The following is a 21,905-nucleotide window of genomic DNA, read 5'->3' as shown; positions in this document are numbered from 1 at the left end:
ATTAAGTTAGTCTAATGGCAGAAAAACGTAACATATTCCTTGTAGGCCCAATGGGCGCAGGCAAAAGTACCATAGGTCGTGAATTGGCAGATAAGCTACATTTAGACTTTTATGACTCTGATCAGGAAATAGAGCGCCGCACAGGTGCAGATATCGCATGGGTGTTTGATCTTGAAGGCGAAGAAGGTTTTCGCAAAAGAGAAGAAGGCGTTATTGATGATTTAAGCGAAATGCAAGGCATCGTATTGGCAACTGGCGGTGGTTCAGTGATTAGTAGCCAAGTTAGAAATCGCTTATCAGCCCGTGGTATTGTTGTTTATTTAGAAACAACTATTGATAAACAAGTTGCTCGCACGCAACGTGATCGTCGTCGTCCATTATTGCAAACATCAGAAGAACCACGCACAGTTTTAGAAAAGTTAGCGCTTGAAAGAAACCCGTTATATGAAGAGATCGCTGACGTTATCGTTAAAACAGATGATCAAAGCGCAAAAGTAGTTGCGAATAAAATTGTGGAACGTTTAGATTTCTAATCAATGAATACTCTCCATGTTGAATTGGGTGACCGAAGTTACCCTATCTATATTGACGCTGGGCTACTAAGTGATAGTAGCCTTTTTGCTAAACATATCCGTAGCAAACGTGTTTGCATCGTATCTAACGATCTTGTAGCGCCTCTTTACCTTGAAGCCTTAAAAAATCAACTCAGCGACTTTGATGTTGACGAAGTGGTTTTAGCTGATGGCGAAGCACAGAAAAACCTGGCTAATTTTGAGCTAATTATGTCTCACTTGTTAGCTGGTGCTCATGGACGCGATACCACATTAATTGCGCTTGGTGGCGGTGTTATTGGGGACATCACTGGCTTTGCGGCAGCGTGTTATCAACGTGGAATAGATTTTATTCAAGTACCAACAACCTTATTGTCACAAGTTGACTCTTCAGTTGGTGGTAAAACCGCAGTCAATCATCCGTTAGGTAAAAACATGATCGGTGCTTTTTATCAGCCTAAAGCAGTGATGATAGATATCGATAGTTTAAAAACACTGCCTGAACGTGAATTTAATGCCGGTATTGCTGAGGTGATAAAATATGGCATCCTAGGCGATGGCGAGTTTTTCACCTGGTTAGAAGACAATACTGATGCGATTAAAGCTGGCGATCCTGAGACTTTAACGCAAATGATTGAAACTTGTTGTCAGTGTAAAGCCGATATTGTTGCTGCCGATGAAAAAGAAGGTAGCGTGCGTGCCTTATTAAATCTAGGTCACACCTTTGGTCATGCGATTGAAGCTGAGTTAGGTTATGGTAAATGGTTGCATGGTGAAGCTGTAGCTACTGGCATGGTACTTGCTGCAAAGCTTGCAGTAACAATGAATTTACTGCAAGCGTCAGATCTTCGTCGCATTGAAGCATTAATTGCTGCCTTTAGCTTACCGCTTGAGTCACCAAGTGAAATGAGTTTCGATGCCTTTATGTCTCATATGAGTCGAGACAAAAAGAATATTGCTGGTAAGCTACGTTTTATCGTACCAACAGCAATAGGTCAGTCAGAAATACGTGACGACATCACTGAGGAAATGCTTCAGCAAATTCTGTAATTGAACTTAATACAGATAGGTGAAGCATGCCTGCAGCACAAAAATCAGAAGAAATACAACATAATCAAAGTGTCACTAAAATAAGCACCAATGCGCGCATTGATTATGTTTTACGCTTTTCTAAGCATGCTGTATTAGTCATTGATGAAGACAACAGTGTATGCTCTGAAGTAACCAATCAATTTTTGGCAGCATTACCTGACGAACACAATGCGGCTTACATCGCCATTTCGTCAAAATTAAACGATATTCAAATAAGATGTCGTATTATTGAACAACTGTTTGCCAATACCTTATTCGATCCCGAACAATCCCTCGCTGTAAGCTTGTTTAATTTAGCCAAACAACAAGGTAAAGCGATCAGCATCGTTGCTGAAAATATGCACAACGCATCGGTTCAATTGCTCCATGAACTCACCCAACTTGCGTTAATCGCGAAAAAAGCCAATCTAGATATTAATGTTGTTATGTCAGGTAACCTCGATGCGGGCAGGCTGACTGCAGAGCATGATCATCTTTTTGATAAAAACATGTCGATTTTATTGGCACATTCAGGTCAGCTTGTACCGGTCACTTCAGCGTTATTTAAAGTTAAAAGATCAATATTTTCGGCGCCAATGGCTAAACAAGTGAGTTTATTAGTTGCTATCATTTCTGTGATTTCTATCGCGACTATCATGTATTTATATCAATTAGACAGTGCCAGCTTTAGCCAACTTCCGGCTCAAGAGGAGCGAGAATTAAAGACTAGTGAGCAGTCCGATTTTGTCTTGCCACTAACTCCAACGAAAGAAAGTGCTGCGCAAATAGATAATGCAACGATAACCGAAGTTGACGATATCAATATATCGAGTCATTTGACTGACCAGCCAATCATAGCGGCCAGTGCACAAGATATTTATTCAGCATTACTTCAATTTTCAGCGTCGCATGAAAATAAAGCGATTGAAGTTGCTTCACAACCAGCAAACAGCGAAGAAATTTCAATGGCGATTGTTAACTCGTTTGTCGATAACAGTAGAGCCGAGCCACAACTTAGCATACCGAAACAGCGTAAAGTAATACAAAGCGAGTTAAAACCAACTAATCGTTCAACAGTAAATTTATTGACCTTTCAGGGGCTAAACCCTCAATATTACCTAGCTGCTGAGTCGGGTTTTGTTATTCAATTTTCAGGGTTTTCTAAGCAAAGTATTTTAGATGAATTTTTAGTCGCTAATCGAGACATTGGTTTTCATGGCTATCATAGATTAATCGCCAATCAATCGATGCTGATGGTAACTTCGCCTATTTTTGATGAGCGAAACTTGGCGGTTGACTATTTAAATGGTTTGCCTTCGCACATTCAAAACTTAAAACCATTTATTAAAACAATTAACACGGTTAATAGTGAAATCAATAGCTTTGAAAGCTCCCATTAACACGTAATACAGGATACAATTCGCCTTTATTTTAAATTGCAGTAGTGATGAAGGTTTTTGGTAGGCATGATTAAAAAGCATCGAGCGTTTCTTAAATGGGCCGGCGGTAAATATGGCTTAAGCGATGTTATTCGAAAAATGCTTCCGCAAGGTGATTGTTTAATTGAACCTTTTGTTGGCGCAGGCTCTATTTTTCTTAATACTGACTACGACCATTATCTGCTCAATGATATTAATCAAGACTTGATTAATCTTTATCAAATTCTTAAAGAGCAGCCGCAACGTTTTATTAACGACGCTCAGCGGGTGTTCACTCCTGAAAACAATCAGCCAGAGGTTTACTACCAGCTACGTAGTGAGTTTAATGCCAGTGACGACCCATACTTTCGATCGCTAATTTTTCTTTATATGAACCGCCATGGTTACAATGGTTTATGTCGATATAACAAGTCTGGCGGCTATAATGTGCCATTTGGCAAATACAAAAAACCTTATTTTCCTCAAGCTGAATTAGAGTTTTTCGCTGAAAAAGCACAGCGTGCAACCTTTGTCTGTGAAGGCTATCGAGACACATTTGCTCGCGCCAACACTGGCGATGTAATTTATTGCGATCCACCGTATGTACCGTTAAGTAAAACCGCGAGCTTTACCAGCTATGCAGGTAATGGTTTTGGTTTAGATGAGCAAGCCGATTTAGCGAACGCTGCAGAAGAAGTAAGCACTGAGCAAGGCGCAACGGTAGTGATCAGTAATCATGATACGATTTGGACGCGTAAAATTTATGAAAATGCTGACAAACTAAAATCGATTAAGGTGGCAAGAACCATTAGCCAAAAAGGTAACGGTCGTAAAAAAGTGGCTGAACTATTAGTGAAATATAACAAAAAGTAATGATTCTACTTTAGCTCGGTATCACCAAAGCAACAACAGCAACTAGGCACAAAACAAACAAGACTACGCCAACAATGCCAACAATAACAAAGTGACTGAACTTTCCTTGGGTAAAATCTTGCTGACGATTTTTATTACTTTGCACGCCTAAAAATGCTGCGGCAACACTTTTCACGGTTTGTTTAATGGATTGCGGCTTACTCATAGCATGACTTATACGATCTTTTTTGGAACTATGAGCATAGCAAATTTGGCTATAGAAGCAAAAAAGCCCAAACACCATGCGGTATTTGGGCTTTAAATTTTAAGAACTTAGCTTAGAAAGATTTACCAATGCTAAATACTAGGTTTTCATCACCTTTACCCGTTTCTGCATCAAGTTCTTTTGAGTTTGCAATAACTGCAACACCTACATCAAAACCAGCTACTTCAGTACCGTAACCTAACTCAACGTAGTCGCCGTCAAAGTCGTCACCCCAAGTACCGTATGTCGCGTAGAAGCCTTCGTGCTCAACAGTAGCAGAAAGGAAATCGTAATCTTGGTCTGAACCACCTTCAACTTCCCACTCACCTATATTGTATGAAAGTGAAAATATACCGTAGCTTAAACCTAAGTTAATTTCGTTGTAAGATGTATCAAAATCACCGGTATACTGGTAAGTGGTAAAGCCTACGCTGTAACCTAAACCGCCTTCAAATTCGCCGCCGTAACCGCCATATAGGTCAATTTCTAAACCATCTTGAACGTCAGCAGCCCAAGTACCTACATAAAAACCGCTGTTTTCGTAATCTAGGCCAGCACTTGCTGAAGCTGTGCCTGTTTGAGCAACACCGCGGAAGAAGTATTGTGATACAACACCTACATTTGCAGATAAACCTTCAACGTCTGCAATAGCAGAAGCTTGAGTTGATACAAATGCTGTAGAAGCTAATAATGATGAAAGCGTGATAGAAAGTAGTGTTTTTTTCATGTTTTTACCCTTGCATATTTTTAATTATTAATAAAATTTATGATATTTCTGAATGTTTAATTGCAAAGACAATGCCTGAGCCGTAAAAATCAAAAAAATAAATTTATTATTTCTTAATTAACAATGAGATATATTATTTGTTTTGTTTATTGGTCAAATTATGATTATCTTGTTTAAATCTCTGCTGCACGATTTGAGTGCAAAACAAAAAATGTAATTGCACAAATGGAGTGCGTAAAGTTTCAGCAATAATCTTTGCGCTATTATGGTGAATTAAGGGGAAAAACCGTCAGTTTTATCGCATATTGTGTTGAATTGTTATAAAGTAGCGCTGATTTTGGCGAGGGGTAAAGTATGTCTTCATTTTTAATTGCACCATCTATTTTATCAGCTGATTTTTCACGTTTAGGTGAAGATGTTGCGAAAGTATTATCTGCAGGGGCAGACGTTGTTCATTTTGATGTGATGGATAACCACTATGTGCCGAACCTCACTTTTGGCCCAATGTTTTGCCAAGCACTAAGAAACTACGGCATTACCGCACCAATTGATGTTCACCTGATGGTAAAACCGGTCGATAGTTTAATTCCTGCTTTTGCCAAAGCAGGTGCCGATATTATTACCTTCCACCCTGAAGCCAGTGAACATGTTGATCGCACTGTACAGTTAATTAAAGATCATGGCTGTAAAGCGGGTTTAGTACTAAACCCTGCGACTCCGTTACATTATTTAGATTTTATTATTGATAAACTCGATAGCATTATGCTGATGTCTGTTAATCCAGGTTTTGGTGGACAGTCGTTTATTCCGTCAACATTAGATAAATTGAAATTGGTGAAACAGCGAATTACCGACAGTGGTCGTGATATTCGCTTGGAAATCGATGGTGGTGTAAAAGTCGATAACATTAAAGAAATAGCCGAGGCTGGCGCTGATATGTTTGTCGCCGGCTCTGCGATTTTTTCACAGCCCGATTATAAAACCGTTATTGACCAAATGCGTGCAGAATTAAGTAAGGTTGGCGAATAGTTAACGCCAGCTTATAAAGAATAGAGAAATATTTAAAGGATACACATGACTAAACCTATCGTATTAAGTGGCTGTCAGCCATCAGGTGAGCTGACTATTGGTAACTATTTGGGTGCAATAAAACAGTGGGTTAATATGCAGCAAAGTCATGACTGCTATTATATGCTAGTTGACCAGCATGCTATTACTGTACGCCCAGAGGCACAAGCGTTACGTGATGCAACATTAGACGGTTTAGCCTTGTATTTAGCGTGTGGTGTTGATCCCGCACAAAGCACTATTTTTATTCAATCTCATGTACCAGAGCATGCACAATTAAGTTGGGTATTAAACTGTTATACCCAAATGGGCGAGCTTAACCGCATGACCCAATATAAAGATAAGTCGCAAAAATCTGAAGCAAACATGAACTCAGGTTTGTTTACCTATCCAGTATTAATGGCGGCTGATATTTTATTATACCGCGCCGACCGCGTACCTGTGGGCGATGACCAAAAACAACATTTAGAATTAGCGCGTGATATTGCCACTCGTTTTAATAATCTTTACGGTGACGTTTTTGTTGTGCCAGAGCCTTTTATTCCGGAACATGGCGCCCGTGTAATGAGCTTGTTAGAGCCAACTAAAAAAATGTCAAAGTCGGATACTAACCCAGGTAACTTTATTGGTTTATTAGAAGATACTAAAAAAATCACTAAAAAAATTAAGCGTGCGGTAACCGATTCTGACGAGCAAGCGCGTATTTATTTTGACGTAAAAGAAAAACCAGGTGTATCGAACTTATTGTCATTACTTTCTTGTGCTACTGGGCAAAGCGTGGCTGATTTGGTACCACAGTATGAAGATAAAATGTATGGTCACTTAAAAGGTGATGTTGCTGAAGCGGTTGTCGGTTTATTAGCGCCAATTCAAGAGCGTTTCCACCAGTACCGCAATGACCAAGCGTTTTTAAATGAAGTGATGCGAAATGGTGCTGATAAAGCGTCAGAACGTGCGAGTAAAGTATTAGCGTCGGTTTACGATGCAGTGGGTTTTATTCCTAAGCCGTAAATAGTGAGAAGCTTCAAGCTAGAAGCTAGAAGCTACAAGTTAAAAGCTTCAAGTGATAAAAATATAAAAGCCAGCAACTTAGTTGCTGGCTTTTTTGTTTTTATTCTTTATCTTCTTGCGCTTCTTTGTCGACTTTCATAAAAAGCTTGTTACTGTCTGCAATAAACTTATCTGTCGTTGAGCCAGAGCTAAACAAAAATGACGGTGTCATTATGGTAGCGTCGTATTGCGGTTGACTGCGAAATTCTGGAGTCTTACTAAGCTGAATTAAAAAAGTGCCGCCAAAAACTAAACAGGTTAATGCCGATGAAATAATCAAGCGGCGTTTTGCGTTCATGTGAAAACCGATATAGCAGTTTAGCCAAAACAAGCAAAATGCCAGCGCTATTGGAAGCAGTGTTGTTAACAAACCAACCGGCCAGTTTGCCGATAAGTTAAAACCTGCAATGCTTTCGATAATATCGCTCACCCACATTAAGTTATACAGCAAAAATGCGACGCCTAATTGGCTTAGTATTCGGCTTTCGTGTTTGGTTAAATGCGACACCAAAGCAACAGCGCCAGGCCAAAGGGCAAACATTAAGGTCATGCCAATAGCCGGTACTGCAATTTTAGTCAACGGCACTTCGATGGTTTGATTGAGGAAGAAAATATACCCCGCAATAAACGCAAATAACGAAATGCTTGCGATTAGGGCAATTGGCTGGCGGGCAAAATCAATTAAGCTTTCAAATGGGCTAAATTCAACACTTTCGGCAACAGGGTGATTAGGGAAAAGTAATCGGATCTGACTTTTTCCAAACGAGATCACATCGCCTGATTTAACGATATGTTGGCTTACGGTGCGTTTACCATCTTCCAAATAGCTACCGTTAATACTGTTTTCATCAGTGACTATCCAGTTTTCACCATCAAAGTTAATGTGTAAATGGTCGGGGCAAATATGCGGATCATCTAAAATAATGTCGTTTTGGTAGCCTCGCCCGATACGAATATTCTTTTGCGCAAATTTATGACGTCCCAGTAATTTATGACCACGGCTAATTTCTTCAATAATTAATTCCATGAAACCGTCTCCAAAAAGCGTTGTGTAAAGGCCATGGCATTATTTTGGTCAACACCGGCAACGGTAAAATGACTCACCAGTGCTTTATTGTTTTTATCAACCGTCGCTGATAAGAATAAAATGTCGTAAAGATTTGGGAAATCTTTATAAGCGCGGGTGCAAAATACCGCTTTATTGGTGCTACTACTTTTTTCGGGAGATACTACGTCGTGATGGCACTGAAATTCTGTAACATCGTCTTTACCTGCGCGATTGCCAGGACCAGCTTGACGAATACGGTTTTGATATAAGTGATAGAATTTTTGATCACTTAAGTCTTTTGCCTGCATGTAACGAAATTCCATATCGATAGAGCCGGTAAAAAAGTGTGATGATAAATAGGTATTTTCATCAAGTGAACAGTTTGCGACAGCCACCAATATCAAGGCGTCAGCTTTATCGGCATTTGACTCACCCCAACAACGGATAAAAGGTACATCGATGGTTGGAATGCGTGCTTCGCCTAATTGTTTCATGCTCCAGTTAGCTGACAATAATCGAGAAAATAACTTATTTTGGTTATCGGCCAATTGGTTGGTCATTTGCTGTTCGATATTATCGGGCGCTTTGGCGAGGTAATTATCAAATAAGGTTTGCAGTTTATCGTGCGGTACTAAAAAACCAATTTGGTTACCGGAAGTTGCAACGTTAATACCGACAACCTGCGATTCATGATTAACAACCGGACCACCGCTCATGCCTGAGTTAACCGAACCGGTGAAGTGAATGCGGTCGTTAAACGATTCTTTTTTCAAGCCGTTGTAGGTGCCGGGCACAACTATCATGCCTAAGTCGTGCGGATTACCTAACGAAAATAACTCCTCGCCTTTAATTGGCGCTTGCTTGGCAATTGGGAAAAATGGCATTGCTGAGCTGGTTTCTCGTTTAACTAAAGCTAGGTCATTGATCACATCAACACTTTCTAAAGCTAACGTGCCTTTATTGCCTTGATGATCTAAGTATTCAATTTGGTATTTATGCGGATGACGTGCGTAACTCGAAATAACATGATAGTTAGTGGCAATTAAGCCGTTTGCCGTAATTTGGAAGCCCGAGCCTATTGATGATTTTTCGCCACTGGCTTTGTCGATAATTTTTATTTGATAAAGTGAGGGAGCAAACTGTTTGAAAATTTCTTCTGCTTGCTCACCACTGTAGCTGAAAAAGCTGACGGTAAATAAGCAGAAGGCAATAAAACCTTTCATTAATATTCCTTGTTATGAATGCTATAGGGCATAAAAGCAATTCTCATTGTGCCATTGTTTCTGTGTTTGTCATTAATTAATTAGCGTTACTTTGATTAAGTTAAAACGATCTGAGTCAACTGCGCGCAGATAAGCACTAGCTTTTATTTGATGAATGAAAGTAACATAGCCCTACATTTGTTGTTTAATAAAAATTAACGCTGGTGAATTTGACCATGATAAAGCTAAAAAATGTTTCCTTAACTCTAATGCTCGGCGCTTGTTTGTCATTCAATTCTGTACAAGCAAAACCTTCATCAGAAACCACAGAATACTGCCTTGAAGGGCAGATTGATTGTACTTTGGTTATTTTCAGTGAACAAAGTCAGCAAAAACATGTCATTAATGCCAAGCGTGCCGATACCGCTTTTAGCCCGTTTTCTACCTTTAAAGTACCCAATAGCGTAATTGGTTTAGAACTTGGTCTTATTGAAAATGCTGAGCAAGTGATGAGTTTTGATAAAGAAAAATATCCACCGCAGCAATGGTGGCCATCGGTATGGAAGTTACCTGAATATAGCTTATCGACCGCATTTAAGTTTTCAATGGTGGCGGTATATCGCCAATTAGCGAGCGACATTGGCAGCGCTAATATGCAACAAGCGCTAAAGCGCTTTAATTATGGCAACCAAGATATTTCCTCAGGTTTAGACAGTTTTTGGCTAAATGGCAGTATGAAAATCTCCGCCAACGAACAAATTACCTTCTTGCAGAAGCTAAATGAGAATACATTTTCTATAAAAGAGAAGAGCTTAGCGACTATCAAGCAAGTCATGTTAGCGGGTCAAGATGCGCACTATAAAATGTACGCAAAAACGGGTGCAGGTAAAGTAGACGATAATTCCATGTTAGGTTGGTATGTTGGCTTTGTTGAAAACAAAGCTGGCACGCATTATTTTGCCTTTAACTTTAATCGTAAAACTTACGGTGAAATGAAAAAATCACGTACCCAGATTGTCATTAATCACCTGAAAAAGTTAGCGATAATTTAACCACTGAATTACCTTAGGTAACGAGCACTCATTTGCCAAAATTGACGTGCATCAAATAAGTGATTGATTAACTGCGACAATCTGTCGCAGTTGTGCACATATTCTTTGTTTTCAAATGTAATCAACAACAAAATAGCTGCAATTTTTTAATAATAAACAAGAAGCTATTATGACATTTTCTCTTAAGCCTACTTCAGTTGCTATTAACCTTGCGTTGTTGTCTTTAAGTGCCGTGGCTCTGCCAAGCTTTGCTACCGATGCAAAAGACATTGAAGTTTTAACCATTACCCATCAACGTCATAATGACTTAAGCCATGATCAAAGTTTTGCTAAAGGTAAAACTAGCGTGCCTGATTTAGCAAACTGGTTAAGTTCAATTCCTGGCGCAAATATTAACAGTAATGGCCCGGTTACCGGCATTGCTCAGTACCGTGGTCTTTTTGGTGACCGTGTTGCGGCTTCTTTAGATGGTCACCCAATTATTGGTGCTGGACCAAATGCTATGGATACCCCGTTAAGCTATTCAACGCCGCTTATTGTTGACTCGATGACCGTTTATCGCGGTATTGCACCAGTATCTGCAGGTATTAATACCTTAGGTGGTGCGATTGATGTCAAAATGCGTAAAGCGGAAACCATGAATTCTGACAAATTAGCAACCAGTGGTGATATTCAAGCGGGCTATCGCAGCAATAACAGTGCTAAAACGCTATCGGCTGTTGGTAATGCCGCGCAAGGCGATGTTGCTGTTATGGTATACGGCAATATGCAAGAAGGCGATAACATGGAAAGCGGTGACGGCAGCGAAATTCATCCAACCGCCTTTGATAAAGTGCAGCTTGGCGGCGATATTCGTTATGTGCAAGGCGACAGCGATATTGGCTTAAGTTATCACTATACTGAAACTACCGACTCTGGAACACCAGCATTGCCAATGGATATTGAATATATCGAAAGCCACCGCTTTAATTTAGACGGTAGCTTTACGGCTGGAAAATGGCAGGGTGACTGGTTAGTAGGACATCTTGATGCTGATCACGGTATGACCAACTTTTTGATGCGCGAAAACAATGATATGAGCAAATATCGTCGTAATACAGCAACAGCAGATACCACTGATTTTGCCATTAGTTTCAATCGTCATTTTGATTTTGGTGAAATTACTTGGGGTGTTGATGGTTATTTTGCCACTCACGATTCAGTCGTTACCAATCCAAATAATGCCATGTTTGAAATGATGAATTTCAACAATGTAAAAGACAACCGATATGGCTTATTTGCTGAATGGCAAAATACCTATGACAAAACCAATGTTCAGCTAGGTGTTCGCATTAAACACGCAGATGCTAATGCTGATGAAGTGCATATGAATATGGGTATGAGCATGGGCGGCGACATGGGCATGGGCGGCGACATGGACATGGGCAGCGACATGGCTATGGGTAGCGACATGGACATGGGTAGCGATATGGACATGGGTAGTGACATGGATATGGGAATGAGCATGGGAGGAATGAACCGAAGTGAAGACTTTAATAATGCCAACCGTGACGTATCTGATACCAATGTTGATATTGCGTTAAGCAGCCAAACTCAATTAAATAATCAATGGTCGTTATATGCAGGGGTTGGCATTAAAAACCGCGCACCGTCTTATCAAGAACGTTATTTGTGGATGCCAATGGAAGCAACTGGTGGCCTAGCAGATGGTAAAACCTATATTGGCGATATTAATTTAAAATCTGAAACTGCCTACCAAACCGATATTGGTTTAACCTATCAAAGTGAAAAAGCGATGTTTTCACCGCATGTTTTTTATCAAAACATTGACGACTACATTCAAGGTACAGCGGTACCCATGGAAGATTACCTACAATTTAGCAATGTTGACGCTAAGTTATACGGTTTAGACTTAAGCTGGTATTACAATCTAAATGAGCACTTCCAGTTATCAGGTATTGCAAGTTATGTGCGTGGCGAACGTCGTGATATTGATGATAATTTATATCGCATTGCGCCACTAAATACCCAAGTTAGCGTAAGTTATGTTAATGACAAACTTACTACTAACTTAACCTTCGTTGCCGTAGCAGCGCAAGACGACGTGTCAGTGACTAATGATGAGCAAACAACATCAGGCTATGGTCTTGTCAATATCGACGTTGAATACTTCGTTAACTCAAGTTTAACCATACGTGGCGGTGTTGATAATTTACTCGACCGTGAATATCAAAATCATTTAGGTGGTTATAACCGCGTTATGGGTACAGATACGCCGGTAATGACGCGTTTACCAAGTGAAGGATTAAGTGCTTGGGCTGAAGTGAGCTACAGCTTCTAATTATTGCTAAATCAAAATGAATCCAAGGAGCTATTATGCTCCTTTTTTGTTTGAGTGATGCTCAGTATTGCGCATCATTAATTTATCGATAAATACTTTTATACGAGTAAAGAAAAAGCCAACTCCTTGTTGCTGCTGTTGAGATTGTTCAGCATTCGATGTTGGCTTTGGCTTAGTTTGTTCGTTATTTTCCCGCTTTCTTTTTGCAGCTGCATTAGCGCGCAGAGCAAATGTATGACGTTGCTCTGGCGATAAATGGGTTAAAATACTTACCACATTATTCTTAATCTTTGGCTGCGGGTTTTGTCTAGATGAGCTAGGCATGGCCGACCTCAGCATTAAATAGATATTCATAGTTACTAAGACAGATTTTCGTTGAAAAAAATTTCAACGCCATGATGCTTGAGATCTAGCAAAGAGCGTTTTAAAGTGAAGCTATTGAATTAAAGCTGAGCCCAATACCATGGATGAGAAACAAGCTAAGCGCTATTTATTAGCAAAACCACAAAGCAGCGAAACCTTTCCTTTTGGTGAAGACGTTTCGGTGTTTAAAGTGAACAATAAAATGTTCGCGACGCTATCTCTTGGCAAAATGGGTAAGGGTGGGGACAGCAATGAGCAATACTGGTGGATGAATTTAAAATGTGATCCACAAGAGGCGATGATGTTGCGCGATATCTTTGCGTCAGTGATCCCTGGTTACCACATGAACAAAGCCCAATGGAATACGATCATTCTTGATGGCTCAATTCCGCAGGGTGAAGTAGAACGTATGATTGATAATTCATTCCAACTGGTTGTGAGTAAAATGACCAAGAAAGATCAGCAGTCTATAATGCTACATTTAACATAAGCGCTAATCTTAAGTGCTGTAGTGTTATTGTCATTAGTTAAACGCCGTTTGTTCATTCAGGTTTGATGCGAGCAAATCAATAAAGCTCCTGACTTTAGCGGAAGATAATCTGTCTTCTCGATGAATAATATTTATGGGTAACGGGGCTTGTTCAAAAGGTTCTAATACAAACTTTAATTTATTGTTTTGTAACTCATTAGCTACTTGATATGAAACGATACGGGTGATGCCAAATCCTGCAACTGCGGCGTTAATGGCAGCTTGATTCGTGGTTACCTTAAGTCGCGATTTAATGTGCTGATTAATTATCTTACCATTTTCAACAAACTTCCAATCTTGATTGAGATTGCCTACCTGTACCTCAATTAATGAATGAGTGTTTAATTCAGAATAATGTTGAGGGATGCCATACTTTTTTAAATACTCGGGTGAAGCCACTAATGCTAAGCGAACTGAGCCTACTTTTTTTGCACGCATTGAAGAGTCTGGTAATTCGCCAATGCGTACGCCAACATCGTACCCTTCTTCTAACATGTTAACGATACGGTCTAAAAATACAGTATTTACTTTGGTTTTAGGGTGAGTATTTAAATACTCTATTACGGAAGGTAAAACATATTGTTGGCCAAATAATACCGGCGCGGTCACACTGATAGTCCCTTGTGGCGTTGCATTTACTCCTTGTGCAGCTTCGTTGGCTAATGCAATGTCATCTAATATCCGCTTAACGTCATCTAAATAACGAATGCCGGCATCGGTAACTCTGACATGCCTTGTAGTTCGATTAAATAATTTAACCGATAAACGCTCTTCTAGTGTAGCAATGGCACGTGTAACGGTTGGTGGCGACATATTTAGCCGACGACTCGCTGCAGCAAACCCTTGCTCTTCAGCAACCGCGACAAATACCGACATTAATTGTATTTGATCTAACATGACTATTTTTCGATTGTTTCAATTTTTGAAATAATCAATTGTATATCTTGGTTATTCTTAAAGGAAGCGCTTTGTAGCACACTAGCTTCAACCCCGAATAAGGGAGTAAGACTTAACTTTAATAATGAATAAGAGGAATGGATCATGAGTAGAATTAATTTAGTGACTGCAGAGCAAGCTAACGAGCAACAATTAGCGCTATTTGCTGCGATTGAAAAGCAATTAGGTGTTGTGCCTAATTTCTTAAAAGTATTTGCTAACTCACCCGCCGCATTAACGGCATTTTTAGGTTTACATGGCATTGCTAATGATGGCGAGCTAGACGGTAAAACCAAAGAACGCATTGCATTAGGGTTAGCAGAGCAAAATGCTTGTCAATATTGTGTATCAGCGCATACCGCTATTGGTAAAAACGCAGGGCTGTCAGGTGATGAAATGCTGGCTAATCGTGCTGGCGGTAGTCAAGACGCTAAAGCGGCTGTCGCGGTGAAATTTTCACGTTCGTTAGCTGAACATAATGGTGATGTTACTACTGCTGAGTTATTAGAAATACGTAATGCCGGTTATTCTGATGCTGAAATTGTTGAAATAATTACCCATGTGGGGATGAATTTTTTAACTAATATATTAGGGAAAGCAAGCCGTGTAGAAATTGATTTTCCTAAAATTGATTTACAAAAAGCATCTTAAGTCACTGCATCAAAATATAAAGAGTCGGAAATGTCTCTTTATATTTTATTTACTTTATAGAGGGCAAGCCGATGGCACATCAATACGCAAAAATTGCTTTTACTGAATCAGTCAGACAAGTACAAGTAGAGCAAAATAGCCGCAGCGGTTACGCGAGTATGGACAGCGGAGAAGATTACAATCATCTTATTTCTCAAGAAGAAAGTGATTTTATTCAAAACCGTGACAGCTTTTATATGGCAAGTGTGGGTGAAACTGACTGCCCCTATGTACAACATCGCGGCGGCCCTAAAGGCTTTCTTAAAGTGATTGATGCACAAACTTTGGGCTTTGCAGATTATAAAGGTAATCGCCAATACATTAGCACGGGGAATTTTAGAAAAAATGATAAGGTTTCGCTAATTTTAATGGACTACGCTAATCGTCGTCGATTGAAAATTATTGGCACAATTTCATTAGTTGATGAAAGCGATTGGGAGAAATTAGCGTCATTAGAAGATGAACATTATAGAGCGCGTGTCGAACGGGGATTTATCATTAAGATCGCCGCTTTTGATTGGAACTGCCCGCAACATATCACCCCAAGGTACAGTGAGTTAGAACTTTCAGCCTTGATTGAGCCATTAGAAGCTGAAATTCAGCAGCTTAAAGCCGATGCAGCGAATAACCGTTTATCTCGTACTCATGCATTAAGCAAAGTCTTAGGTGATGGCGAATTACCTGTGGTGATCTCAGGCGTAAGGCAATTAACACCTGAGGTTCGTGCCTATGAATTACGAGGATTAACCGATGCCGCACTACCAAAAATTTCAGCCGGCGCTCACATTCAAGTACCTATTGAATTAGATAATGGAGAGATCGCATGGCGCAGCTATTCGATTAGTAGTAATCCTAATCGAACCGACTGTTATGAAATAGCGGTAAAGCGTGAAGACAAAGGTAAAGGAGGGTCTATCGCGGTTCATCAACAATATCAGTTAGGTCTGACCTTACATTGTAAAAAACCACATAATCATTTTCCTTTAGAAAATAACTTATCACATACGGTTTTAATTGCGGGCGGCATTGGTATTACCCCAATAAAATCAATGGCATTAGCACTACTTAAACAAAATGAATCATTTGAATTACATTATGCTGGCCGAACCGAAAAATTGATGCCTTATGCTGGCAGGTTAAAGCGTCAGCTAGCAGAAAAGCTGCATTTATATTCTTCGCAAGCGGGTGAAAAACTATCACTAAGAAAGCTCTTTGCAAATTTGTCAGTACAAAAAAAGCAAACAACACACTTTTATTTTTGTGGCCCGTCATCAATGTTGGCTGAGCTGAAAAGCATTGCTCAGGAGTTTGGAGTCGCTAAAGCAAGGCTGCATTACGAACAATTTAACGCTGAAATCGATAAATCAGCCACAGCGTGCTCACTTACCTTAACCAAATCAGCACAAGAAATTGACGTAGCAAGTGACCAATCGCTTTTAGATGCCGTGCTGGAGGCGGGCGTTTCAGTACCATTTAGCTGCCAAACAGGGGAGTGCAAAAGTTGCATTGTACAAGTAGATCCAATGGTCAGTATTGACCATCGAGATACTTGCTTAACCGATAACGAACGCGCTTCTGGAAAAATGTGTTTGTGCGTATCTAGACCGAACTCTGACCATTTAAAGATTAACGTTTAAGAGAAAAATAATGAATATAGATTTATCAATTGAAGAAGTAAGACATCCATTACCCAACTTCACTCATAAGCAAGCTATTGAAAAAGTGCGTAAGGCTGAAAATGCGTGGAACGCCCAGCAACCTGAATTAGTCGCTACAGCTTATAGTCTTAATTCACAGTGGCGTAACCGTGATTCATTTATTAGTGGTCGTACCGAAATAGTGGCCTTTTTAACGGCCAAATGGCAGCGAGAAAAACACTATAAATTGGTGAAAGAATTGTGGTCAGTTACTGGTAATAGAATTGCGGTAAGATTTGCTTATGAATGGCAAAATGATAAAGGGCAATGGTTTCGTTCACACGGCAATGAAAACTGGCAATTTAATGAAAAAGGCTTGATGGAGCAACGCTATGCAAGTATCAACGATGTAAAAATAGAGGAGGGTAACCGAAAATTTTTGTGGCGAGGGCTACAAAGGCCTGATGATTTTCCAGAGCTATCTGAACTTGGTTTATAAAGGGTAGACTTTAGGATTAACAATTATTTGGTCAGCACATTATTTGTCTAAAGGATTAAAATGAGTAGTGCTAACGATTATATGATTAAAAAATTATGGAACACGATCATTTTAGATGGCTCAATTCCGCAAGGTGAAATTGAGCGCATGATCGATAATTCTTATTTGTTGGTGGTTAGCAAGATGACTAAGAAAGATCAAGCATCTCTCTTGGTGTATTTATCAATTTAATAATAGCATTTCATAAAACGCTAACGCGGCACTTCCTGTTTTGCTTCCTTTAGGCAATGTAATATGTAAAGGTACTTGATATTTCTCATTTTGTTCAATTTTGATTACTTTTAATTTTTCGTTGTTTTGCTGTTGTAAAATATGTTCAGGTAAGCGACAAAACCCAAGTCCATGCTCAATCGCTCTTAAAGCATGATCAAAGTTATCTACGGTGATTCTTTGGTTTGCCTTTAGCCATCCTACATCTTTAGTATTGTTATTTGATTGATCTCCACCTAAATCTCGTATCACTATTTGACAATGATTAGCTAAATCTGAAATGCAAATTGATTCCAATTTGGCAAGAGGATGATTAGTAGATACTACTGGAATCATAGTGGTTAAAGAAAACACCTGCGCTGGATAGTTTGTTATTGGTAGCGTTATGATTGAAACATCAGCTTTCTTACTTGTGACCATGTTAGTGGTTTTAGATAGAGATGTTTCACGAACATGTATAGATGTGGTGGAGTTAATTTTTAAGAATTCTTTCATTGGACGATATAGTAAAGAAGGCTCGCAAAGGTGATCCATTGAAACAATAATTTCAGATTCCACACCTTTGGAGAGTTGGTGACTTATTTCTTCTAAGTCCCTAGCTTGCTCAATCATACTTGTAGCTCTTCTGAGTAAAGATTTAGCATGATTAGTTAATACGGAACGCCGCCCATGTATTTCAAGCAGTTTCACACCTAATTGTGTTTCCAATTTTTTAATTGAATAGATTAACGTAGTGTGACTTTTATTGAGTAACAAAGCTGCGGCTTGGATACTTCCTGCTTTATCAACTTCTTGTAATGTAACCCATTGTTCAAGAGTGCTCTTTAATCTCATATACAACCTGTCAGTTTTTTGAACATAAAATGGCAAAATTATGAACTTTAATGTGCATTAATTGTAGTTAATAATTTCAACAATAGAAAACAAAACGCACAAAGTGTCATTACTGGAGACTACACAATGAAACTATTACAAGTTGATTTTGATTATCAAGGAGCAATGGGTGAAGAAATGTCAAAAGCCCTTGTTGAACTGGCAAAGTCTATTAATAAAGAGGAAGGCTTAATTTGGAAAATTTGGACAGAAAATGCGTCTAGAAAGCTTGGTGGTGGAATTTATCTATTTCAAAATGAAAAAAACGCCCAAGATTATTTAGAAATGCATTCAAGTCGATTGAAGGAAATGGGCGTAAAAGAAGTCAGAGGAATAATTTTTGATGTAAATTTACCATTAACTAAAATTAACCAAGGTCCTGTATTTCACGAAGGTAACTAAAAGATGAGTAATCAAACATTTTTCACAGTTCATGGGACTATCTACTTAGTTTTTGCTTTAGCATTATTTTTTCTACCTACACAAATTTGGCCTATATATGGATTGGAAATCAATGATAAGTACGCAAATTTTTTATCACAACATACTAGTATATTTTTAGGTGGATTAGCTGCTGTTAGTTTATTTCTCAGGAAGATTAGTGATGAAGAGGCGGTTGAACAGCTTTTAAAAGCTCTGATAGTTACAAACTTACTTGGTGTAGTAATAACAGCCTATGCAGGAATAGTTGGTATTTTTGTTGGATTTGGCTGGAGTGACCCCGCTTTCTTCTTAATATTGACAATCGTAAGTTCTTGGCAGTTAAAAAGGCATAATATTTAAGAAAGCTAAATAGGGTGAATGTAAAAATCTCACCCTATAAATTTTCATTTGCACTGGGTAGGTTATTGCTTCTAGCTGAACCAATGCCACGAGCGAAATAAGTTATCGCCTCAACCTGAGGAAATTTTTCCCAACTGATGTAACTAGGGTGGCTCGTTTTAAGTTGGCTGGCTTGCAACCAATTTTGTTGTTCAAGCGTCATTCTCGCCGGCATTGCTGCAAGTGCATATGCCGCAGGAAATGTATTTTGTATTGGGTGATGTGATGCGATTTCACCTAGTGTTTCGTGTGCTTTTTGCGCTTCGCCCAACTGCAATAAGCCGTATATCTTGTAATCTAGCGCATGTACATAATGCATGGAGGTTGATGCTTTAGTGGGATATTTAAGCGCAGCGGCTGCCGAGCGAGCATTCCAATGAATCGTGTCTTGCCATTCTCCAAGCCTAACAAAAATATGCGTGGGCATATGTAAGGCATGGGGAACATCTGGCGCAATTTTATCGTAGGCTCGAGCGGGCGTTAATCCCAATGTTGCCAGCACTGGATTATCGTAGGCGTGAATACTGTAATGAATAGCGCTCGGATGTAATGGCTGTTTATCTAAAACTGTTGTCAGAATTTTTCCTACCTTTTTATTGGTAGAAAAGCTTTTGTCTGTTGCCGATGCGATCACAAGCTGAGATAACGCGTAAAAAGCCGTTGCATCTATATCGTTAGGGTAGTCTTGATAAAGTTTTTCATGCGCATTTGCCCATGATGCAATGCGCGCTTTTTCAGGAATGCTTTGCCAGTTATCGTAGTATTTGTTTGCGCTAGAAATATAGGCTTTTTCACGTGGTGACGGTTGAAGTTTCTGCGCTTTGGTTAGTGCTTGTTGACCATTAGCCAACGCTTCTTTGGTGATTTTATCCGGCCACAGTGGATGAAATAATGACATTGAATAGCCCCAATATAACATTGCACATTCTGGCTTTTGTGTTAGCCACTTTTGAAAAAGCTGCTCGGCTTGCGCGTACATCATATGGTGTAAAAGCCCTAAGCCAGTATTAAAGGCTTTTTGTGACTGTGCATCGCATGAAATATCAAAGTTAACTTCGCCCAAATTACCCAAATCATTTAATACAATATCTTCATTTTTATGACCATCATGGCTAATAGCAAGGTTGCTTATAAAGAACAAGAGGAAAATTGCCCTCGTCCAGTGGGCTTTGCTATGTTGCATTATATTTAGTCCTTTAAGCTATGTGTGCACTAAAACCTAGGTTAACAATGCATTTAAATCAAGATAGGTAAGCTCTTTTCACTGACTGATTTTGAAAAAAGTAGCGTTAATGTTTATATATTTAAAAAATTATGGAACACGATCATTTTAGATGGCTCAATTTCGCAAGGTGACTCTTTTCTTAAGAGAAGGAGCGCATGATTGATAATTCGTTTAAATTAGTCGTTAGTAAAATGACCAAGAAAGATCAGCAATCGATCTTGTTACACATGTAAACTACCAAGCAATTGTCTTTCCCTGCCAATCAACATAACTTACTTGACCGTCGTGCTCTGATTTTTTGACAATAACCAGTAGTTGCTGAGCGACAAATTCAGGGGTGAAGAGCTTTTTAGCGGGCACGTTTTTTTGAAAAGGTTTCGACAACGGGGTGTCGGTTGTGCCCGGATGAAAAGAGATTAATTTAATATGTTTAGCACGCCTTGCTAATTCTACCGCCGCTGTTTTTAACAGCATATTCATGGCTGCTTTTGATGTTCTGTAACTATACCAACCACCTAATTGGTTATCATTAATACTACCTACTCGCGCGGTGAACACCACTATAGTACACGGCTTTTTGTGCGTTAATTTCGGCACTAAGTGTTTTAACCACAGCATTGGTGTAATGGTATTTGCTTGAATTATTTCGCTAAAAGCATCCGCCGAAAAATCTTCTAAACGTTTCTCGGGTTGGCAGCGCTTGTTGTGCAATACGCCATGACAAATAAATATTTGAGAAATATTGATGCGTTTATCAAAGTCAATCGCTGCAATAGCATTGATGATCTCATGTTCACTGTAATTCTCCACCCAAATGAGTTGAGTGTCGTTAAATGGTTGCCGCTGATAGAAGTCAATGTGGCGGCTGATAATAACTAACGAAATATCATCACAGATGGCTTGCTTGGCTAGTGCTTTTGCAATACTGCTATTGGCGCCGATGATCAATGTTGTTGGTTTCTTTAGCGGACTTTTCATAACACACTCCTAGCTCACAGGTGTTGGTGCCAATGCCTAAACGTCGATAGATAAATTGAGATAGTGGGTGACGATACTTGGCGACTAATAAGTAAAAGCAGTGAGCCAGCTGTTTAACAATCGGCAACTGCAACGGTGCAACAAAGGCTCCTTTGCCCACTATGGTCCATGCTCGGTGAGTGACATTTAAACCGAGTAATAATTTTTTTTGGTACACGCCATGTAAAATAGTCATGGCTTTATTAAAATTAATGTCGGGATAAAGTGTATTAAAATTTGCTTGATGCAAGTTAACCAATTCGATTTGGTTGTTGGCGTCATGCTGTTTTAACTTTTGCATTTCTAAACTGCATAACGGGCAATTGCCATCATAAAAAATGACTAATTTATCGCATGTATATTTTCTCGTGGTCATTGTTAACCCTATTGAACCTAAGA

The 21,905-nt window shown here is 39.3% G+C and carries 25 protein-coding genes; 15 read left to right on the top strand and 10 right to left on the bottom strand.

The features are described 5' to 3' along the window. The first annotated feature begins 14 nt into the window (after nt 1-14). The 4 genes from aroK to ACRRSQ_RS18270 all read left to right on the top strand — a co-directional run bounded on the left by aroK (nt 15) and on the right by ACRRSQ_RS18270 (nt 3,913). Nucleotides 15-533, top strand: a complete 519-nt coding sequence (gene aroK / locus ACRRSQ_RS18285) for a shikimate kinase AroK (protein WP_440877225.1) — start codon at nt 15-17, stop codon at nt 531-533. Between the two features lie 3 nt (nt 534-536). Then, the gene (aroB, locus tag ACRRSQ_RS18280) at nt 537-1,601 is read left to right on the top strand and encodes a 3-dehydroquinate synthase (protein ID WP_440877224.1); all 1,065 of its coding nucleotides are present in this window, start codon (nt 537-539) and stop codon (nt 1,599-1,601) included. Nucleotides 1,602-1,627: 26 nt separating this feature from the next. Then, entirely contained in the window at nt 1,628-3,022 is a 1,395-nt protein-coding gene (locus ACRRSQ_RS18275) for a hypothetical protein (RefSeq protein ID WP_440877223.1), read from the top strand. A 69-nt stretch (nt 3,023-3,091) separates the two neighbouring features. Further along, nucleotides 3,092-3,913 (top strand): Dam family site-specific DNA-(adenine-N6)-methyltransferase, encoded by an 822-nt coding sequence (locus ACRRSQ_RS18270; RefSeq protein ID WP_440877236.1) that lies wholly within the window; start codon nt 3,092-3,094, stop codon nt 3,911-3,913. Nucleotides 3,914-3,923: 10 nt separating this feature from the next. Here the strand turns inward: ACRRSQ_RS18270 and ACRRSQ_RS18265 are convergent, their stop codons facing one another. Beyond that, the gene (locus ACRRSQ_RS18265) at nt 3,924-4,118 is read right to left on the bottom strand and encodes a DUF2970 domain-containing protein (protein WP_440877222.1); all 195 of its coding nucleotides are present in this window, start codon (nt 4,116-4,118) and stop codon (nt 3,924-3,926) included. Between the two features lie 112 nt (nt 4,119-4,230). After that, entirely contained in the window at nt 4,231-4,884 is a 654-nt protein-coding gene (locus ACRRSQ_RS18260) for a TorF family putative porin (protein WP_440877221.1), read from the bottom strand. 354 nt (nt 4,885-5,238) lie between these two features. Here ACRRSQ_RS18260 and rpe point away from each other — a divergent pair, with 354 nt between their 5' ends. Both rpe and trpS read left to right on the top strand, forming a co-directional pair. Beyond that, entirely contained in the window at nt 5,239-5,913 is a 675-nt protein-coding gene (gene rpe / locus ACRRSQ_RS18255; protein WP_440877220.1) for a ribulose-phosphate 3-epimerase, read from the top strand. 45 nt (nt 5,914-5,958) lie between these two features. Further along, nucleotides 5,959-6,963 (top strand): tryptophan--tRNA ligase, encoded by a 1,005-nt coding sequence (gene trpS / locus ACRRSQ_RS18250; RefSeq protein WP_440877219.1) that lies wholly within the window; start codon nt 5,959-5,961, stop codon nt 6,961-6,963. Between the two features lie 100 nt (nt 6,964-7,063). On the opposite strand, the gene ACRRSQ_RS18245 is transcribed toward trpS, so the two are convergent. Together ACRRSQ_RS18245 and ACRRSQ_RS18240 are read right to left on the bottom strand one after the other, a co-directional pair. Continuing rightward, nucleotides 7,064-8,029, bottom strand: a complete 966-nt coding sequence (locus tag ACRRSQ_RS18245) for an FHA domain-containing protein (protein ID WP_440877218.1) — start codon at nt 8,027-8,029, stop codon at nt 7,064-7,066. Next, entirely contained in the window at nt 8,020-9,273 is a 1,254-nt protein-coding gene (locus tag ACRRSQ_RS18240) for a S1 family peptidase (protein WP_440877217.1), read from the bottom strand. Before ACRRSQ_RS18240 ends, ACRRSQ_RS18245 begins: the two co-directional genes overlap by 10 nt. A 263-nt stretch (nt 9,274-9,536) precedes the next feature. On the opposite strand from ACRRSQ_RS18240, the gene ACRRSQ_RS18235 reads away from it, so the two are divergent. Both ACRRSQ_RS18235 and ACRRSQ_RS18230 read left to right on the top strand, forming a co-directional pair. Further along, complete coding sequence (locus ACRRSQ_RS18235) at nt 9,537-10,304, top strand: penicillin-binding transpeptidase domain-containing protein (RefSeq protein WP_440877216.1); 768 nt, start codon at nt 9,537-9,539, stop codon at nt 10,302-10,304. A gap of 169 nt (nt 10,305-10,473) precedes the next feature. Next, on the top strand, nt 10,474-12,645 hold the full coding sequence (locus ACRRSQ_RS18230) for a TonB-dependent receptor (RefSeq protein WP_440877215.1): 2,172 nt from the start codon (nt 10,474-10,476) through the stop codon (nt 12,643-12,645). Nucleotides 12,646-12,678: 33 nt separating this feature from the next. Here ACRRSQ_RS18230 and ACRRSQ_RS18225 read toward each other — a convergent pair whose 3' ends face one another. Continuing rightward, complete coding sequence (locus tag ACRRSQ_RS18225) at nt 12,679-12,969, bottom strand: hypothetical protein (RefSeq protein WP_440877214.1); 291 nt, start codon at nt 12,967-12,969, stop codon at nt 12,679-12,681. 139 nt (nt 12,970-13,108) lie between these two features. Between ACRRSQ_RS18225 and ACRRSQ_RS18220 the strand changes: the two genes are divergently transcribed. Beyond that, nucleotides 13,109-13,498, top strand: coding sequence for an MmcQ/YjbR family DNA-binding protein (locus ACRRSQ_RS18220; protein WP_440877213.1), 390 nt, complete (start codon nt 13,109-13,111; stop codon nt 13,496-13,498). 33 nt (nt 13,499-13,531) lie between these two features. Here ACRRSQ_RS18220 and ACRRSQ_RS18215 read toward each other — a convergent pair whose 3' ends face one another. Then, entirely contained in the window at nt 13,532-14,434 is a 903-nt protein-coding gene (locus ACRRSQ_RS18215; protein WP_440877212.1) for a LysR family transcriptional regulator, read from the bottom strand. A 144-nt stretch (nt 14,435-14,578) separates the two neighbouring features. On the opposite strand from ACRRSQ_RS18215, the gene ACRRSQ_RS18210 reads away from it, so the two are divergent. From ACRRSQ_RS18210 to ACRRSQ_RS18195, 4 genes are all read left to right on the top strand, one after another. Further along, nucleotides 14,579-15,124 carry a carboxymuconolactone decarboxylase family protein gene (locus tag ACRRSQ_RS18210; protein ID WP_440877211.1) on the top strand — a complete coding sequence of 182 codons (546 nt, stop codon included), beginning with the start codon at nt 14,579-14,581 and terminating at the stop codon, nt 15,122-15,124. A gap of 71 nt (nt 15,125-15,195) precedes the next feature. After that, nucleotides 15,196-16,800, top strand: a complete 1,605-nt coding sequence (locus tag ACRRSQ_RS18205; protein ID WP_440877210.1) for a 2Fe-2S iron-sulfur cluster-binding protein — start codon at nt 15,196-15,198, stop codon at nt 16,798-16,800. Between the two features lie 10 nt (nt 16,801-16,810). Then, on the top strand, nt 16,811-17,299 hold the full coding sequence (locus tag ACRRSQ_RS18200; RefSeq protein ID WP_440877209.1) for a nuclear transport factor 2 family protein: 489 nt from the start codon (nt 16,811-16,813) through the stop codon (nt 17,297-17,299). A 60-nt stretch (nt 17,300-17,359) separates the two neighbouring features. Then, complete coding sequence (locus ACRRSQ_RS18195) at nt 17,360-17,530, top strand: MmcQ/YjbR family DNA-binding protein (protein WP_440877208.1); 171 nt, start codon at nt 17,360-17,362, stop codon at nt 17,528-17,530. On the opposite strand, the gene ACRRSQ_RS18190 is transcribed toward ACRRSQ_RS18195, so the two are convergent. Beyond that, on the bottom strand, nt 17,522-18,403 hold the full coding sequence (locus ACRRSQ_RS18190) for a LysR family transcriptional regulator (RefSeq protein WP_440877207.1): 882 nt from the start codon (nt 18,401-18,403) through the stop codon (nt 17,522-17,524). The genes ACRRSQ_RS18195 and ACRRSQ_RS18190 overlap by 9 nt on opposite strands. A gap of 126 nt (nt 18,404-18,529) precedes the next feature. Between ACRRSQ_RS18190 and ACRRSQ_RS18185 the strand changes: the two genes are divergently transcribed. Together ACRRSQ_RS18185 and ACRRSQ_RS18180 are read left to right on the top strand one after the other, a co-directional pair. Then, nucleotides 18,530-18,844, top strand: coding sequence for a monooxygenase (locus tag ACRRSQ_RS18185; protein ID WP_440877206.1), 315 nt, complete (start codon nt 18,530-18,532; stop codon nt 18,842-18,844). Between the two features lie 3 nt (nt 18,845-18,847). Continuing rightward, complete coding sequence (locus ACRRSQ_RS18180; protein WP_440877205.1) at nt 18,848-19,225, top strand: hypothetical protein; 378 nt, start codon at nt 18,848-18,850, stop codon at nt 19,223-19,225. A 34-nt stretch (nt 19,226-19,259) separates the two neighbouring features. Here the strand turns inward: ACRRSQ_RS18180 and ACRRSQ_RS18175 are convergent, their stop codons facing one another. The 3 genes from ACRRSQ_RS18175 to ACRRSQ_RS18165 all read right to left on the bottom strand — a co-directional run bounded on the left by ACRRSQ_RS18175 (nt 19,260) and on the right by ACRRSQ_RS18165 (nt 21,882). Continuing rightward, on the bottom strand, nt 19,260-20,405 hold the full coding sequence (locus ACRRSQ_RS18175) for a hypothetical protein (protein ID WP_440877204.1): 1,146 nt from the start codon (nt 20,403-20,405) through the stop codon (nt 19,260-19,262). Between the two features lie 318 nt (nt 20,406-20,723). After that, entirely contained in the window at nt 20,724-21,467 is a 744-nt protein-coding gene (locus tag ACRRSQ_RS18170; RefSeq protein ID WP_440877203.1) for an SDR family NAD(P)-dependent oxidoreductase, read from the bottom strand. Then, nucleotides 21,418-21,882, bottom strand: a complete 465-nt coding sequence (locus tag ACRRSQ_RS18165) for a thiol-disulfide oxidoreductase DCC family protein (RefSeq protein ID WP_440877202.1) — start codon at nt 21,880-21,882, stop codon at nt 21,418-21,420. The genes ACRRSQ_RS18170 and ACRRSQ_RS18165 overlap by 50 nt, the downstream gene beginning before the upstream one ends. Between the last annotated feature and the right edge of the window lie 23 nt (nt 21,883-21,905).

Source organism: Thalassotalea sp. PLHSN55 (assembly GCF_052030545.1).
Classification (GTDB): Bacteria; Pseudomonadota; Gammaproteobacteria; order Enterobacterales; family Alteromonadaceae; genus CANMXU01.
The sequence above is the reverse complement of the archived record's forward strand: the minus strand, read 5'-3'. Positions and strand labels throughout refer to the sequence as shown.